At 67.9% G+C, this 15,224-nt stretch carries 14 protein-coding genes; 7 read left to right on the top strand and 7 right to left on the bottom strand.

The genetic code is table 11. The features are described 5' to 3' along the window. Positions 1-8: 8 nt before the first annotated feature. Together J2739_RS25720 and J2739_RS25715 are read left to right on the top strand one after the other, a co-directional pair. A complete protein-coding gene (locus J2739_RS25720) occupies positions 9-686 on the top strand; it encodes a response regulator (protein ID WP_309907008.1) in 678 nt (225 codons plus the stop codon). Beyond that, positions 683-2,050, top strand: coding sequence for a sensor histidine kinase (locus J2739_RS25715; protein WP_309907006.1), 1,368 nt, complete (start codon positions 683-685; stop codon positions 2,048-2,050). Before J2739_RS25720 ends, J2739_RS25715 begins: the two co-directional genes overlap by 4 nt. A 57-nt stretch (positions 2,051-2,107) precedes the next feature. Here the strand turns inward: J2739_RS25715 and J2739_RS25710 are convergent, their stop codons facing one another. Continuing rightward, complete coding sequence (locus J2739_RS25710; RefSeq protein WP_309907004.1) at positions 2,108-3,016, bottom strand: DMT family transporter; 909 nt, start codon at positions 3,014-3,016, stop codon at positions 2,108-2,110. 80 nt (positions 3,017-3,096) lie between these two features. Next, a complete protein-coding gene (locus tag J2739_RS25705; RefSeq protein WP_309907002.1) occupies positions 3,097-3,879 on the bottom strand; it encodes an SDR family oxidoreductase in 783 nt (260 codons plus the stop codon). A gap of 119 nt (positions 3,880-3,998) precedes the next feature. On the opposite strand from J2739_RS25705, the gene J2739_RS25700 reads away from it, so the two are divergent. Continuing rightward, complete coding sequence (locus tag J2739_RS25700; RefSeq protein WP_309907000.1) at positions 3,999-5,693, top strand: electron transfer flavoprotein-ubiquinone oxidoreductase; 1,695 nt, start codon at positions 3,999-4,001, stop codon at positions 5,691-5,693. Between the two features lie 63 nt (positions 5,694-5,756). On the opposite strand, the gene J2739_RS25695 is transcribed toward J2739_RS25700, so the two are convergent. Then, on the bottom strand, positions 5,757-6,998 hold the full coding sequence (locus J2739_RS25695) for a D-alanyl-D-alanine carboxypeptidase family protein (RefSeq protein WP_309906998.1): 1,242 nt from the start codon (positions 6,996-6,998) through the stop codon (positions 5,757-5,759). Between the two features lie 160 nt (positions 6,999-7,158). Between J2739_RS25695 and J2739_RS25690 the strand changes: the two genes are divergently transcribed. Genes J2739_RS25690 through J2739_RS25680 form a run of 3 tightly spaced genes read left to right on the top strand, consistent with a single transcriptional unit; the run spans position 7,159 to position 8,350 of the window. Then, positions 7,159-7,434, top strand: coding sequence for a PepSY domain-containing protein (locus J2739_RS25690; RefSeq protein WP_309906996.1), 276 nt, complete (start codon positions 7,159-7,161; stop codon positions 7,432-7,434). Between the two features lie 5 nt (positions 7,435-7,439). Next, entirely contained in the window at positions 7,440-8,018 is a 579-nt protein-coding gene (locus J2739_RS25685) for a cytochrome b/b6 domain-containing protein (RefSeq protein WP_309906994.1), read from the top strand. Next, on the top strand, positions 8,000-8,350 hold the full coding sequence (locus tag J2739_RS25680; protein WP_309906992.1) for a glyoxalase superfamily protein: 351 nt from the start codon (positions 8,000-8,002) through the stop codon (positions 8,348-8,350). Before J2739_RS25685 ends, J2739_RS25680 begins: the two co-directional genes overlap by 19 nt. A 113-nt stretch (positions 8,351-8,463) precedes the next feature. Here the strand turns inward: J2739_RS25680 and J2739_RS25675 are convergent, their stop codons facing one another. From J2739_RS25675 to J2739_RS25665, 3 genes are all read right to left on the bottom strand, one after another. Beyond that, positions 8,464-8,781, bottom strand: a complete 318-nt coding sequence (locus J2739_RS25675; protein ID WP_309906991.1) for a hypothetical protein — start codon at positions 8,779-8,781, stop codon at positions 8,464-8,466. Positions 8,782-8,869: 88 nt separating this feature from the next. Then, positions 8,870-9,226: a DUF2917 domain-containing protein gene (locus J2739_RS25670; RefSeq protein WP_309906989.1), complete on the bottom strand. Its 357-nt coding sequence runs from the start codon at positions 9,224-9,226 to the stop codon at positions 8,870-8,872. A 234-nt stretch (positions 9,227-9,460) separates the two neighbouring features. Then, complete coding sequence (locus J2739_RS25665; protein WP_309906986.1) at positions 9,461-10,648, bottom strand: helix-turn-helix transcriptional regulator; 1,188 nt, start codon at positions 10,646-10,648, stop codon at positions 9,461-9,463. Between the two features lie 76 nt (positions 10,649-10,724). Between J2739_RS25665 and J2739_RS25660 the strand changes: the two genes are divergently transcribed. After that, positions 10,725-11,162 (top strand): hypothetical protein, encoded by a 438-nt coding sequence (locus J2739_RS25660; RefSeq protein WP_309906985.1) that lies wholly within the window; start codon positions 10,725-10,727, stop codon positions 11,160-11,162. A gap of 289 nt (positions 11,163-11,451) precedes the next feature. Here J2739_RS25660 and J2739_RS25655 read toward each other — a convergent pair whose 3' ends face one another. Continuing rightward, a complete protein-coding gene (locus tag J2739_RS25655; protein WP_309906983.1) occupies positions 11,452-15,192 on the bottom strand; it encodes a hydantoinase B/oxoprolinase family protein in 3,741 nt (1,246 codons plus the stop codon). Positions 15,193-15,224 lie beyond the last annotated feature (32 nt).

Below are 15,224 nucleotides of genomic sequence, written 5' to 3'. Positions count from 1 at the left end.
AAGGCGACGTGCGCATATTGCTGGTCGAGGACGACGCCGCGCTGGCCAGCGCGGTCTGCAGCTACCTCGAGGCCAAGGCCTTCGTGGTCGACGTGACGCCCGGCCTGGCACAGGCGCGGGCCGCGCTGGCGGCCGTGCAGTACGCGGCGGTGCTGCTCGACCTGCACCTCGCCGATGGCGAAGGCCTGTCGCTGCTGCCGGACGTGCGCGCCCTGCGCGACCGGCCGATCGTGATCGTGCTCACCGCGCGCGACCAGGTCACAGACCGCATCCGCGGCCTGGACGCCGGCGCCGACGACTACCTCATCAAACCCTACGACCCGGCCGAGCTGCTGGCGCGGCTGCGTGCCGTCGAGCGCCGCCGCAGCAGCACCAGCACGCCCGTGCTGCACTTCGGCAAGCTCGAAATCGACCTGGCGCGCGACCTGGTGCGCAAGGACGGCCTGCCGGTCACGCTCACGCAGAAGGAATGGGCGCTCCTGCGCGTGATGGCCACGCGGCCCGAGCGCATCCACACGCGCGAGAACCTGGCCGATGCGCTCTACGGCTTCGGCGACGAAGCCGACAGCAACACGCTGGAGGTCTTCATCAGCCGCCTGCGGCGCAAGCTGGGGCGAAGCCATATCCAGACGCTGCGCGGCCTGGGCTACCGGCTGTCGTTCTCGCCCGAGGAAGAGGACGAATGAAGCTCGGCCTCCTGCAGCAGGCAGAGGCCGAGCTCGGTTCTCGCGATTCGCTCGCCGGGCGGCTGACGCGCACGCTCATCGTCTGGGTCGGCGGCGTCTGGCTGCTTTGCATGCTGGGCATGGCCTGGTACGTGGACCGCGAGATCAACCACAACTTCGACAGCGAGCTGGCCGAGGTCGCGCACCGCACCTTCGACACCGCGGTGCACGAATACGACAAGCTGCGCGCCGAGCGCCCCGGTGCCTCCTTGCCGCTGATCCCGCCGCCGCAGCTGTATCCCACCGACGCGGTGCGCTACCAGATGGTCGACCTGCACGAACGCGTGCTGCTGCGCTCGGCCGAAGCGCCGCCCGATGCCTTCGACGTGCCGCTGGCGCAAGGTTTCGCCGACAGCGAGGCTTGGCGCATCTACACCGCGCGCCATCCGACACTCGGTCTCTACCTCCAGGTCGCCGACCCGCTGGACGAGCGCCGCACCACGCTCAACCGCACCCTGCTCGGCCTGAGCATTCCGCTGATGGCGGTGCTGCCCCTGCTGGCCCTGGTGCTGCGAAACGTCGCGCGCAGCGAGCTGCGCGGACTGCAGGTGCTGGCCGGCGAGATCGCGCTGCGCAACGGGTCGGACCTGCGGCCGATCCGGCTCGAGGGGCTGCCGCGCGAGCTTCGATCGGTGGGCGACGACGCCAACCGGCTGCTGCAGCGGCTCTCGCATGCGCTCGATGTGGAGCGTGCGCTTGCGGCGAACGCGGCGCACGAGTTGCGCTCGCCGCTCGCGGCCGCCCGGCTGCGCCTGCAGACCGCGCTGGAGCACGACCTGCGGCGCCACGACGTCGAGGCCGCGCTCGATGCGCTGGAGGTCCTGGGCCATCGCGCCGAGAAGCTGCTGCAGCTCTCGCGCGCCGAATCGGGTGCCTCGCTGACGCGCGCCAGGGTCAACCTGGTCCAGCTCGCGGGGACCGTGGCGCAGGAGTTCTGGAAGGACCCGCGCGTGAACGAGCGCCTGTCGCTGAAGCTGCCCGACACCGACCCGCCCATGGCGCTGGGTGACGTGGATGCATTGGCGATCGCGCTGCGCAACCTGGTCGAGAACGCCATTCGCTATGGTCGAGGCCGCGTCGTGATCGAGGTGACGGCGACCGGCACGTTGGCCGTGCGCGACTTCGGGCCCGGCGTCGGCAACGCACAGCTGCGCACGCTGCGTGAGCGCCATGTGCGCCACGGCTCCGACCGCGCGGGCTACGGGCTGGGGCTCTCGATCGTCAACACCATCGTCGAGAAGCATGGGGCGAGGCTCGAGCTGTATTCGCCGCCGCCGGGGGCGGCGACGGGGTTCGAGGCGCGCATCGTGCTGGATGCGGCGTGAGCGGCCCTCTTTTCGCGAGGCACATTCAGGGCGTCTTGGCCTCTGCAATTTCGGTTCTCATCGGTGTGCCTTGATGGACGCGAGGATCCCCAGGACGAACAGCAGCGCCGCCGCGAGCTCGCTGGCGTGCGGCCAGCGGCCATCCCACAGGAAGGAGTAGAGCAAGGCGAACAGGGTCTCGCTCACGATCAGCTGGCCGCACAGGCTGGCGGACAGGCGCTGGCTGGCGATGTTCCAGAGCACGGTCGCCAGCCACGAGGAGCCCAGCCCGCCGGCCAGCGCGAGCATTGCGAACAAGGCGCCGTCCGGCTGCGCGCGCAGGGTCGCCACGTCGGAGCCGGCGGCCAGCCACAACGCGAAGGCGCCCAGGCCGGTGGCGATGCCGAGCCAGTTGGCCCAGTCGGCCGCGTGCACCCCGGGGTGGCGCTTCAGCCAGGCGGCGTTGAGCAGCCCAAAGGCCGTCCAGCTCGCCATCGCGAGCATGGCCAACAGCAAGCCCTGCCCGAAATGCGGCCGCGCGGCGCCGATGCCCTCCTGCGGCCATGCCGCATGGACCATGAGGGCGATGCCGGCCGCGGTCAGCGCCAAGCCGGGCAACAAGGCCTGCATGCGCAGCCCCGCGGGTCGGCCGAGCAGCATCATCCAGACCGGAATGGTGCCGATGATCAGGCTCGGCACCTCGGTGCCTGCATTCATGATGGAGAAGGCCAGGAGCAGGTAATAGCCGCTGAAGCCCAGCCCGCTCAAGCCCAGCACGGTGAAGGCCTGCCGCGCGTCAGGCCAGCGCTGTGCGGCCGGACGCCACCAGACCGCCAGCCCGGCGACCATGCCGAAGACGATGAAGCGAGCTGCCGTGATGTCCACCATGCCGAAATGGCCCACCATGCGCGGCGCCACGAAGACGAGGCCCCAGAGCGCCCCCGCGGCCAGGCCGGCCGCCACACCGACAAGCGCACCCGGGTTCATGCTTCGCCGCCGAAGCCGAACTCTTGCGGATGGCTCGACGTGCTCCTGCACTTGGTTCGCGCGTCGCGAGTCGCCGCGATTCAGAGCGCGTATCCGTCGTCGGCCGCGATCACTGCGCCATTGATGAAATGGCCCTGGCCGCTGGCCAGCAGCACGATCAGGCCGTCGAGATCCTCCGGCTTGCCCAGGCGCTTGCGCGGCAGGCCGCCGACCAGCTTCTGGCCATCGTCGGAAGTCCAGTGGTCCTCGTTGTTGTCGGTCGTGATGAAGCCGGGGCACAGCGCGTTGACGTTGATGCCGAAGCGCCCCCATTCGAGCGCCATGGCCTTGGTCATCTGCACCACGGCGGCCTTGCTCATGCAGTAGACGCCGATCTTGGGGATCACCTTCAGCGCCCCGACGGAAGCGATGTTGACGATGCGCCCGCCGATGTAGGTGCCCGGCGCCGCCCCGCGGGCGCGCGCCAGCATGCGCTTGCCCACCTCCTGGGCGATGAAGAAGGCGCCCTTGACGTTGGCATCGAAGATGAAGTCGTAGTCCTGCGGCTTCACTTCCTCCAGGCGCTGGGTGGTGCTCACGCCCGAGTTGTTGACCAGGATGTCGATGGGCCCGACCTCGGTCTCTGCGCGCGCCACCGCGGCCTTGATGCTGTCCATGTCGGTCGCGTCGAGCTCCACCACGTGGGCATCGCCGCCCTCGCCTTCGATGCGTGCGCGCAATTCCTTGAGGCGGTCGGTGTGGCGGCTGGCCAGCACCACTGCGGCGCCGGCACGGGCCAGGGTCTTGGCGAATTGCGCGCCGAGACCGCTCGACGCGCCGGTGACAAAGGCCACGCGGCCCGAAAGATCGATGCTGTAAGCCATGAGGAAAGGTCCTGTTGGGGTCGCCGGAGCGACTGCCGGAGGCATGTGGAGCGCCGCATAAAATGGCCCGGCCCTTCGCGACGCCTCGCCCCCTCAAACCATTATCGACGAGACCCCACATGACGCACGACGAAATCCTCGCCCAGTTCGGCCCCCGCGAAGCCATGGAATACGACGTGGTGGTGGTGGGTGCCGGCCCCGGCGGGCTGGCGACTGCCATCCACCTCAAGCAGCTGGCGGCCTCGCACGGCAAGGACATCTCGGTGGTGGTGCTCGAGAAGGGCTCCGAGCCCGGCGCCCACATCCTGTCGGGCGCGATCATGGACCCGCGCGCGCTGTACGAGCTGCTGCCCGACTGGGAGGAGCAAGGCGCCCCGCTCAACCAGCCGGTGACGCAGGACACCTTCCTGATGCTCAGCGAGACCGGCGCCTACCGCACGCCCAATTTCCTGCTGCCCAAGAATTTCCACAACGAAGGCAACTACATCGTGAGCCTGGGCAACGTGGTGCGCTGGCTGGCGCAGCAGGCCGAGGCCCTGGGCGTGGAGATCTTCGCGGGCTTCCCCGCCGCCGAGGTGCTCTACACCGAGGACGGCAAGGTGCGCGGCGTGGCCACCGGCAACATGGGCATCGGCAAGGACGGCGAGCCGACCGAGAACTTCCAGCTCGGCATGGAACTGCATGCCAAGTACACGATCTTCGCCGAGGGCGCGCGCGGCCACCTGGGGCGCCAGCTCATCGCCAAGTACAAGCTCGATGCCGGCAAGGACCCGCAGAGCTACGGCATCGGCATCAAGGAGCTGTGGGAGATCGACCCAGCCCGCCATGAGCCCGGCCTGGCGGTGCACACCGCGGGCTGGCCGCTGCCGCCCGACACCTACGGCGGCTCCTTCCTGTACCACGCCGAAAACAACCAGGTGATCGTCGGCTTCGTGGTGGGCCTGGACTACCAGAACCCGCACATGAGCCCCTTCGAGGAATTCCAGCGCTTCAAGACGCATCCGAACATCCGCTGGTACTTCGAGGGCCAGGACAAGGGCCTCAAGCCGGCCAAGCGCATCTCCTACGGTGCGCGCGCCATCACTGCCGGCGGCCTGCTCTCGCTGCCCAAGACGGTGTTTCCGGGCGGCGCGCTGGTAGGCGACGACGCCGGCTACCTGAACGCAAGCCGCATCAAGGGCAGCCATGCCGCCATCAAGACCGGCATGCTCGCGGCCGAGGCCGCCTACGACGCGGTGATGGCCGGCCGCCAGCAGGACGAGCTCAGCGCCTACCCGGCCTCCTTCGAGAAGAGCTGGCTGTACCGGGAGCTGAGCAAGGCGCGCAACTTCAAGCAATGGTTCAAGAGGGGCTTGACCGTGGGCACCCTGATGACCGGCATCGAGCAGTACGTGCTGCGCGGCCACATCCCGTGGACGCTGCACCGCCATCAGGCCGATCACGAACGGCTCAAGAAGGCCAGCCACTGCAAGAAGATCGTTTACCCGAAGCCGGACGGCCAGCTCACCTTCGACCGGCTCTCCTCGGTGTTCATCAGCAACACCAACCACGAGGAAAACCAGCCGTCGCACCTGACGCTGAAGAACGCCGCGGTGCCCATCGAGATCAACCTGCCCGAGTACGACGGCCCCGAGGCCCGCTACTGCCCGGCCGGCGTCTACGAGTTCGTGGCCGGGGAAAACGGCAAGCAGCGGCTGCAGATCAATGCGCAGAACTGCGTGCACTGCAAGACCTGCGACATCAAGGACCCGACGCAGAACATCGTGTGGGTCACGCCCGAAGGCGGCGGCGGGCCGAACTACGTGGGGATGTAGCCCCTCGGGGGAGACACGACACGGCGGCGCGCGAAATCAGGGCACCTCGCGCGCTGCCGCCGTTCATTTGCCGAACAACTTGGCCACGTGCTGCCACGTGCGCAGCATCAAGCCCGCGCGTTCGACATCGGCCTGCGCGATCAGCGGCGCTTCTCCCACCGGCTTGCCGTTGGAGTCGGCGACCACCTTGCCGATCACCGCACCCTTGGCCACCGGCGCCTCCAGGCCCGGCTTGAGCTGCACCGAGGTGTGCACCTGCTGGCCGCGCGGCACGGTCACCGACCATGGCGACGCCAGTGCCGCGGCAACCGTATCGACCTTGCCGAAGTTGACCTTGGCGGTCGCTACCACCGTGTTCGGCTGAATGGGGGTGGCCTTCTCGAAGTTCCCGAAGCCCCACCCGAGCAGGGTACGCGTCTCGTCGGCACGCGCCTGCGCGCTGTTGGTGTTGAGGATCACCGTGATGAGGCGCATGCCGTTGCGCTTGGACGACGTGACGAGACAGTAGCCCGCCTCCTGGGTGTGGCCGGTCTTCAGTCCGTCGACTGTCGGATCGGTGTAGAGCAGCGCATTGCGGTTCCCCTGCTTGATCCCGTTGTACTTGAACTCGCGTTCCGCGTAGATCGGGTAATAGTCGGCACTGTCGCGGATGATCGCGCGCGCCAGGATCGCGAGGTCGCGCGCAGACGCCTTGTGCTCGGGGTCGGGCAGGCCCGTGGCGTTCATGAAATGCGTGTGCGTCATTCCGAGCCGCTGGGCTTCGGCATTCATGAGCTTGGCGAAGCCCTCTTCGGAGCCGGCCAGATGCTCGGCGATCGCCTTGGACGCGTCGTTGCCCGACTGGATGATGATGCCGCGCAGGATGTCGATCACCGTGGCCTGGCTGTTCAGCGGGAGGTACATGCACGACTCGGTGCTCGAGCCCCGGCACCAGGCGTTCTGACTGACCGATACGAGATCTTCCTTCTTGAGCTTGCCCGAGCGAAGTGCCTGTTCGACCAGGAAGCTGGTCATCATCTTGGTCAGAGACGCCGGCGGCAGCGGTTCATCGGGGTTGGCCGAGGCGAGCACCTCGCCGGAGTCGAAGTCCATCAGCAGCCACGCCTTGGCGGGGAGCGCCGGCGGTCCGCCGGCGACAGCGGTCTGCGCAGCGACTGGCGCCGAAGCAGGCGCGTCGGCCGTGGGCTTGGCATGCGTGGCACGCTTGGCGGCGTGGGAGGCCGCGAAGGACATCGAGCTGGGAGCCAGGGCGCCCGCGGCGATGGCGAAGACGACCGGGAGAATGGAGAAAGTCTTGGGTTGCATGGGTGTTCAGGGGGCAGAGCGGAGATTGTCGGGGATCGAGCGTCGATTTTCGATCGTGCGGAGAAGCTGGCGGCCCTTGACCGCGCCGAAGAGCGCCGGTGGCTGCCTTTCCGGGAGCGATGCTAAGCTGTTGCTCTCTTCAGCGTCATCAGGAAAGTCAATGAAGCAAGTCATCTTCGCCGTCGTATTCGGTTTATGTGCTGTCTCGACGATGCCGGCATTCGCCAAGGCAAACTGCAAGGCCTATCCGAAGGCCGAGTGGATGAAGGAAGCCGACGCCAAGGCCAAGATCGAAGCACAGGGTTACACCATCTCCAAGTTCAAGGTGGACGGCAACTGCTATGAGATCTACGGCAGGAACAAGGCCGGCAAGAAGGTCGAGATCTATTACGACGCGAAGACGCTCGAACCGGTCAAGAGCGAAATCGAAAAGTAGTCTCCATGTCGGTGCCCGACGGCGAGGCGCCGGCACCCCGTGGCAGCGTCCCCGTGTGGGATGTGGCTGTGCGTCTGCTGCACTGGTTGCTCGCGGGCCTGGTGATCTTCTGTTGGATCCAGGACGACGGCGGCCAGGTGCATCGCACCGCGGGCTACGTGGCCGCCGGCGCGGTCGTCGCGCGGTTGCTGTGGGCTGCGACGCTGGCGAGAGGACATGGCAGCCTCGCGTCCCTCAAGCCGTCGGTGTCCGCCACGCTCGCCTTTCTTCGCGCCCGTGCGCCACGCTGCATCGAGCACGATCCGCTCGGCCGGTGGATGGTGTGGCTGCTCTGGCTGCTCGTGCTGCTGCTCGCGCTCACGGGATGGATGAGCCGCCTCGACGCATTCTGGGGTGACGAGCGCGTGCAGAACATCCATGCCTGGCTGGCCGATGGTTTGCTCGCCGCGGTGGCCCTGCATCTGCTCGGCGTCGGCGCGATGAGCTGGCGGTGGCGCGAAAACCTGCCCGGCGCGATGCTGACCGGCCGCAAGCGGAATGGCCACGCCGGCGCAGGAGCTCAAACATGCAAGTCAAACGAATAGTTGCCAACGTCGAGGCGCTCGACCTCAGCCGGGCCAGGACGTTCTATCAGGACGTTCTTGGCCTGGAAATCTTGATGGATCATGGCTGGATTCAGACCTATGGCTGTCAAGCCAAGGCGACCGTCCAGGTGAGCTTTGCCACGGAGGGTGGCAAAGGGACACCGGTGCCGGACCTGTCGATCGAAGTGGATGACGTGGACGAAGCGCTGCGGCGGATGACGGCTGCCGGGTTCAGCATCGAATACGGCCCTGCTGACGAACCTTGGGGTGTCCGCCGGTTTTTTGTTCGGGACCCGTTCGGCAAGCTGGTCAACATCCTGGTGCACGCATGACCGCCGAGGGCTCGACTGGCACACCTGCGCCGTGCTTGGGCAACCAGGGGGTCGCCCTATGCATCTTCAGGATGACCGGGGGCCCGTCTTTCGGCATGGACCCGCCGCGGGCCTCAGAAGGTAGGTGAGTTCAACTCTGGAGGCTTGGAGGCCAGTGCCTCTTCCTCTCTCGAGAACATGTCGCCGAAGTAGGCGGCGGAGCGCGCTGCGATCGAGCTCGCTTCCGTCTGCCCGACGCGTCCGGCCAGAGTGTCCACATTTCCCGCGCCAATGGACGATCTCTGCGGCTGACACGCGGAAATCACGATCACCAAGCCTGCGAACACCATGGGGCGAAATACTCGAGTGAACATGACAAGCTCCTGCACGCGAAACGCCGGCTTGGCGAACTTTCCCCTGAGCACCCTTCGCGCTGGATGCAGGGTACGCATTTGCCCCGTTTGTGACGTCCTCTGAACGGAGGATGAGGGAAGGCCCAAGCATTCGCGCATCAACAGCGCCGAATGCCCGTCTGGAGGGCTACGGTCGAACGGGCAGTGGCCGGTGCTCGCGCTGGCTCGCCTTCATGCGTACGACCAGCCGGCGCAGGCGCTCACCCAGTTTCGGCGCCGTGGCGACGGACGGCTCGAGCATCACCAGCGTCAACGGAGCGTATTGGCATGCCACCACCAGCGTCCGGCCGCTGCGCGCGACACAGAAGGACTCGCCCGCATTGAGACTGACGTCGTCGCGGCAACCATCTTGCGTGACCCACACCATTCCACGCATGACCCGCAGGCTCATGCCCTGCACGTTGTCCAGGCGAACCATGCCTCCACGCGGGACCGTGATTTCCCGTGGGTCCGCACAGTCGATGAGATCCGGATTGGCAAGCATGGTCGGCTCCTTCGTGGCGCATGGATGGCAAGACTCGCATGCGCTGGGAGCTTAGGCGATCACCGTTGCCGAAGCGTCATCGGAAGCAATGAGGACGCAACTGCTGCCGCCTTGGTGGAGGGGCTTCGCTGTCATCGCGGTCGCAGACATGGCGCGACGAGTCGGCCATGCTGGCGAACGTTGCCTGCCTGCGCCCCGCTCGCATCGGGACGGGCGCCGCAAGCGTCGACTGCTTCAAAGCACGCGATTCTCGTTGCGAACAGGCGGGGTGGAGCGATGCAGCATGTTCAGAAGATCGGACTGCCTGGAGGTCCCAGTCTTGGAGAAGATGCGCTGCAGGTGCGTGCGAACGGTAGGCTCGCTGATGCCGAGCATCCCTGCCGACTTCATGCCGTCGAGCCCTTGCGAGAGCGCCAGCAGAACGCGCAGTTCGCCGCCCGTCAGGCCATGCAGCCGCGCAAAGGCTTCGCCCGGCATGAGCGGGACCTCGACCGGGTCCTGCATGAACACGGCGACCGATGCGGCGAAGGGTGCAAGGATTCCGCTGCGCTCACCGTTCTCGATCGGCAACAGGGTGGCGACGTAGCCGCCGCCACGGCCATCCGGAATTGCCACCGAGTGCTCACTCGAAAGTGATGCGGCATCTGCGGATGTCGCGGCCTCGATTTTTTCCGCGAGTGCAGCGCGAGCCGCGGGATCGACCGCGGACAGCCGGTTGTGAGCGAGGCGGATCGAATGGCCGGCTCTGACCTGCCGCTCGGCCGCTGCGTTCATGTAGACGACGTGGCCGTCGCGCGCCGTGAGGAAGACGCCGGCGGAGAGTCCGTCCAGCGTCTTCTCGAGCAGCTCCGACCGGAGCGCGCGGATGTCGAGCGCATCGGAAATCGCGAGCGCGCGGCAGACGTGCGGAGACAGCAGCTTGAACAAGTGCACGTCATGCAGCTGGTAGTAGGGCTTCTTGTCGTTGCGGGACGCATGCAGCGACGCCATCCGCCCGCCGGTCCGCAACGCCGGAAACCAGATCATGTCCGTCAGCCCGAAAGGCTCCATCACTTCGCGGTAGAAGCGGCTTTCGAGCAATTGCTGGGGCACCGCCGCAAGCGAGTTGACGTCGCCCACATTCGAGATGATGTCCGAGGCGGCCATCGGGCTTTCGGCGAACCGGCTTCCCAGCTTCTCGAGGAATTCCGGCTGGTAGCCGAACACGAACAACTGGTCGTTCTGCACCTGCTTGAGGTCATGCACGCAGATACCGCCTCCCGTGCTGGCGCAGCGGTCGGCGATGGTGCGGCAGGTGGCGGGCCATCGTTCGGGGTCGAGGGCGCAGTCGTAGATCGCGCCGATCACGTCGGAAAGCTGCTGGGCCGTCACTCCTTCCAAGCCGACCATATCGATTTCCCTTTCATGAGCCTGGTTCGTCATCGCTTCGGATGAGGCGCTGCCGGGGACGACTCCCTATGCTTGCAAGCGCCAAGGAACTCCCGAAGAAAGGTTGCCGATGTTCGACCGCGCCATTCAAAGCCTCACGACGACTGCCAAGCGAACGCCTGCTGGCTATGTGGTCACGCTGATCGCCTGCATTCTTCTGGCGTTCGCCTGGTACAGCCCGATCGGGCACGTCCAAGCGGCGATGAAGGATCCGGTCCATCCGGTGGAAAAGGGGAGCGCCGTGTCCACCTCGCCGGATACCGCGCGATTCGCTGCCCTGCGCCGCGAAGCGGCGAGCGGCGACGACCGCTCCAACCTCGAACTCACCGCCGCCTTGCTGGACAGGTACGACATCGCCGGCGAATCGGACGACCTCTACGAGGCCCTGGAATGGATGGACAGGCGCTGGGACATCTCCGACCACACCGAACTGGTGCGCCGCGTCGTCGCGAACTACTGCGGGCAGCGGGTGGCGCAGTGGCACCGCCTCTGCGTGTCGGGCGAATGACCGGTTGCGGAAAGCTGCCAGGAAGCTCGATGCCGATCCCGGCCCGACGCGTGAGTTCCAGGTGTTGGTGATCTTGGTTCTCCTGGCGCTTGCCGGCGCATCGCTTTCCGACTTCCTACGTCGCCCCGATCTGGGCGCCGATCGTCGAAGCGTTGCAGTCCACGGACGACGGCGACGACAGCAACGGCGTCTCGTCGAGCCCTGGATTCAAGGCTGAAAATCGTGCGCCTTGACGCGCCTGGATACTACCTGGAAAGGTGGTCCCCTGTCCCTTGTGCTCGACCGACGGTCAGTCGAGCGCACATGCCTTTGCGGCGCGGCATGCGACGCCCCAGCCGCCGCCCCCCGGCGTCTCGATCACGAACACATCGCCGCGCCGCATCTGCACCTGGCCGATGTGCCCCAGCGTCTCGACCGCACCGTCGGCCCGCTCGACGCGGTTGATCCCCACCGCCCCGCTCTCGCCACCGGCGCCGCCGAACGCTCCGTGCGTACGGCCGTTGCTCAGAATCGAAGCGGTCATCGGCGCCAGGAAGCGAATGCGCCGCACGCCGCCGTCACCACCGCGCCAGCGCCCTGCTCCACCCGAGCCGGCGCGGATCTCGTAGCTCTCCAGCCGCACGGGATAGCGGAACTCCAGCACCTCCGGATCGGTGAGCCGCGAGTTGGTCATGTGGGTCTGCACCACGCTCGTTCCGTCGAAGCCCGGCCCGGCACCCGAGCCGCCGGAGATGGTCTCGTAGTACTGGTGATCGCCGTCGCCGAAGGTGAAGTTGTTCATCGTGCACTGACTGGCCGCCAGCACGCCCAGCGCGCCGTAGAGCGCGTTGGTCACGCAGCTCGAAGTCTCGACATTGCCCGCCACCACCGCCGCCGGCGCCGTGGGATTGAGCATGCAGCCCTCCGGCACGATCACGCGGATGGGCTTCAGGCAGCCGGCGTTGAGGGGAATGTCGTCGTCCACCAGCGTCCGGAACACGTAGAGCACGGCGGCCATGGTGATGGCCCTGGGCGCGTTGAAGTTGTTGGGCAGCTGCGCGCTGGTGCCGCTGAAGTCGACGGTGGCGGCGCGCGCATCGGCGTCGACCTGCACCCGCACGCGGATCTGCGCGCCGTTGTCCAACGGCAAGGTGTACTCGCCGTCCTTCAGCGCGGTGATGGCGCGCCGCACCGACTCCTCGGCGTTGTCCTGCACATGGCCCATGTAGGCGGCCACGGTGTCGCGCCCGAACTGCGCCACCATCGCCTGCAGCTCCTGCACGCCCTTCTCGTTGGCGGCGATCTGCGCGCGCAGGTCGGCGAGGTTCTGCTCGATGTTGCGCGAGGGGTGCGGTCCGCTGCCCAGCAGCGCGCGCAGCTCGGCCTCGCGCAGCCGGCCCTGCTCGACCAGCTTGAAGTTGTCGATCAGCACGCCCTCCTCGTCGATGGTCGTCGAAAAAGGCGGCATCGAGCCCGGGGTGATCCCGCCCACATCCGCGTGGTGTCCGCGCGAGGCCACGTAGAAGGATGGATTCGCGTCCCCGCCCGCCAGGTACACCGGCGTGACGACCGTGATGTCGGGCAGGTGCGTGCCGCCGTGGTAGGGGTCGTTGAGCATGTAGACGTCGCCCGGCTTCATGCCCGGATTGCCGTCGATGACGGTGCGGATCGACTCGCTCATCGAGCCCAGGTGCACCGGCATGTGCGGCGCGTTGGCGATCAGCCGGCCGTCGACGTCGAACAGCGCACACGAGAAGTCCAGGCGCTCCTTGATGTTCACCGAGTAGGCCGTGTTCTGCAGCCGCAGGCCCATCTGCTCGGCGATGTTCATGAAGAGGTTGTTGAACACCTCCAGCATCACCGGGTCGGCACGCGTGCCCACGGCCTGCGCGGCCACGCGCGGACGCACGCGGTGCAGCTCCACGCCGGCCGCGGTCGCGCGCGCCTGCCAGCCCGGCTCGACCACGGTGGTGGCGTTGCGGCCGGCGAGGATGGCCGGGCCGTCGATCGCGGCGCCGGGGCGCAGCTCGCTTTCGAGATGCAGCGCCGCATCGCGCCAGCCGGCCGGCTGCTCGTCGGCCTCGCAGAAGACGCGGACCGCGGCATGCGGCTGCGGCGCGTGCACGATGGCTTCGCCGGCCTCCGAGGGCGGTGCGGCACGCTCGCCGGCGGCCGTGGCCTCGACCGTCACCGCCTCGATCACCAGCGCGCGCTCGGGCATCAGGAAGGCGAAACGGCGACGGTACGCGGCCTCGAATTCGCCGCGCAGCGCATCCAGCGCCTCGCCCTCCGGCGCCTCCATGGGCAGGGTGCAGGGCAGCGCGGTGTCGGTGCCCTCGTAGCGCAGCTGCAGGCGATGAACCGCTCCGATGCCCGCGCCGGCCGCGCCCTGGGCGTGCAGCTCGGTGATGGCCTCGTCGGCCAGGGCGCGGGCCGTGCCGCGGGCCACAGCGAGCCCGTCGGCATCGAGCCGGCGCTCCAGCGCCCGCTCGCGCATCGCCAGCTGGTCCGCCAGGCCCATGCCGAACGCAGACAACACACCGGCGAAGGGATGCAGGTACACGCGCTGCATGCCCAGGGCATCGGCCACCAGGCAGGCATGCTGGCCGCCCGCGCCGCCGAAGCATTCCAGCGTGTACTGCGTGACGTCATAGCCGCGCGCCACCGAGATGCGCTTGACTGCATTGGCCATGCTGGCCACCGCGATGCGCAGCGCGCCGCTTGCGACCTCTTCTGGCGTCATGGGAGATGCTTCGCCCTCGGCTGCGGAGCCAGCGCCTTCGGCCGGCGTGGCGGCGCGCATGGCGCGGCCCGCGGCTTCGTTCATGCGCCGGGCCATGGCGACGAAGCCGCGACGCGCCGCTTCGAGGTCCAGGGGCTCATCGGCACCGGGGCCGAAGACCTTCGGGAAATACGCCGGCTGGATCCTGCCGAGCAGCACGTTGGCGTCGGTGGTGGTCAGGGGCCCGCCGCGCCGGTAGCTGGCCGGGCCCGGATTGGCACCCGCCGACTCGGGCCCGACGCGCAGCCGCGCGCCATCGAAGGCGATCACCGAGCCGCCGCCCGCGGCCACCGTATGGATGCTCATCATCGGCGCGCGCATGCGCACGCCGGCCACGTGCGTCTCGAAGGAGCGCTCGAACTCGCCGGCGTAGTGCGACACGTCGGTCGAGGTGCCGCCCATGTCGAAGCCGATCACGCGCGGATGGCCGGCCTCCAGCGCGGTGCGCACCATGCCGACGATGCCACCGGCCGGCCCGGAGAGGATCGCGTCCTTGCCCTGGAAGCGCTGCGCCTGCGTCAGGCCGCCCGAGCTCTGCATGAAGAACAGCGGCACACCGGGCATCTGCTGCGCGACCTGGTCCACGTAGCGCCGCAGGATCGGGCTCAGGTAGGCGTCGACCACCGTGGTGTCGCCGCGCGGCACCAGCTTCATCAGCGGGCTGGTCTTGTGCGAGACCGACACCTGCGTGAAGCCCGCCTCGCGCGCGATGCGCTCGGCGGCCAGCTCGTGCGCACGGTGCTGCCAGCCGTGCATGAAGACGATGGCGCAGGCGCGCAGGCCGGCATCGAAGGCCTCCTGCAGTGCGGCGCGCAGGCGGGGCTCGTCCAGCGGCCGGATCACCTCGCCATCGGCTGCCACGCGCTCGTCGGCCTCGATCGCCCGCTCGTAGAGCAGCTCGGGCAGCACGATGCGGCGGTCGAAGAGCCGCGGCCGGGCCTGGGTGGCGATGCGCAGCGCATCGCGGAAGCCGCCGGTGGTGACCAGCACGGTGCGCTCGCCCTTGCGCTCCAGCAGCGCGTTGGTGGCCACCGTGGTGCCCATCTTCACGCACTCGACGCGCTGCGGCGTGACCAGCTCGCCGGCCGCCAGGCCCAGCAGCCGGCGAATGCCCTCCACGGCTGCGTCGCGGTACTGCTCGGGGTTCTCCGACAGCAGCTTGAGGGTGTGCAGGCCGCCGTCCGGGTCGCGGCCGACGAGGTCGGTGAAAGTGCCGCCGCGGTCGATCCAGAACTGCCAGCGGGAGGGGGTGAAGGAATTGCTGTTCATGTGCTCGATGGAAATGCTGAGGATGTGTTCCG

This window comes from Variovorax soli, assembly GCF_031454625.1.
Lineage (GTDB): Bacteria > Pseudomonadota > Gammaproteobacteria > Burkholderiales > Burkholderiaceae_C > Variovorax > Variovorax soli_A.
This window is presented reverse-complemented; position numbering and strand designations above follow the sequence as displayed.

Coding starts and splice junctions, on each gene's coding strand:
- J2739_RS25715 (WP_309907006.1), top strand. CDS start 683: ATGAAGCTCGGCCTCCTGCAGCAGGCAGAGGCCGAGCTCGGTTCTCGC.
- J2739_RS25710 (WP_309907004.1), bottom strand. CDS start 3,016: ATGAACCCGGGTGCGCTTGTCGGTGTGGCGGCCGGCCTGGCCGCGGGG.
- J2739_RS25675 (WP_309906991.1), bottom strand. CDS start 8,781: ATGCGTACCCTGCATCCAGCGCGAAGGGTGCTCAGGGGAAAGTTCGCC.
- J2739_RS25665 (WP_309906986.1), bottom strand. CDS start 10,648: ATGACGAACCAGGCTCATGAAAGGGAAATCGATATGGTCGGCTTGGAA.
- J2739_RS25690 (WP_309906996.1), top strand. CDS start 7,159: ATGAAGCAAGTCATCTTCGCCGTCGTATTCGGTTTATGTGCTGTCTCG.
- J2739_RS25700 (WP_309907000.1), top strand. CDS start 3,999: ATGACGCACGACGAAATCCTCGCCCAGTTCGGCCCCCGCGAAGCCATG.
- J2739_RS25685 (WP_309906994.1), top strand. CDS start 7,440: ATGTCGGTGCCCGACGGCGAGGCGCCGGCACCCCGTGGCAGCGTCCCC.
- J2739_RS25670 (WP_309906989.1), bottom strand. CDS start 9,226: ATGCTTGCCAATCCGGATCTCATCGACTGTGCGGACCCACGGGAAATC.
- J2739_RS25695 (WP_309906998.1), bottom strand. CDS start 6,998: ATGCAACCCAAGACTTTCTCCATTCTCCCGGTCGTCTTCGCCATCGCC.
- J2739_RS25655 (WP_309906983.1), bottom strand. CDS start 15,192: ATGAACAGCAATTCCTTCACCCCCTCCCGCTGGCAGTTCTGGATCGAC.
- J2739_RS25705 (WP_309907002.1), bottom strand. CDS start 3,879: ATGGCTTACAGCATCGATCTTTCGGGCCGCGTGGCCTTTGTCACCGGC.
- J2739_RS25660 (WP_309906985.1), top strand. CDS start 10,725: ATGTTCGACCGCGCCATTCAAAGCCTCACGACGACTGCCAAGCGAACG.
- J2739_RS25680 (WP_309906992.1), top strand. CDS start 8,000: ATGCAAGTCAAACGAATAGTTGCCAACGTCGAGGCGCTCGACCTCAGC.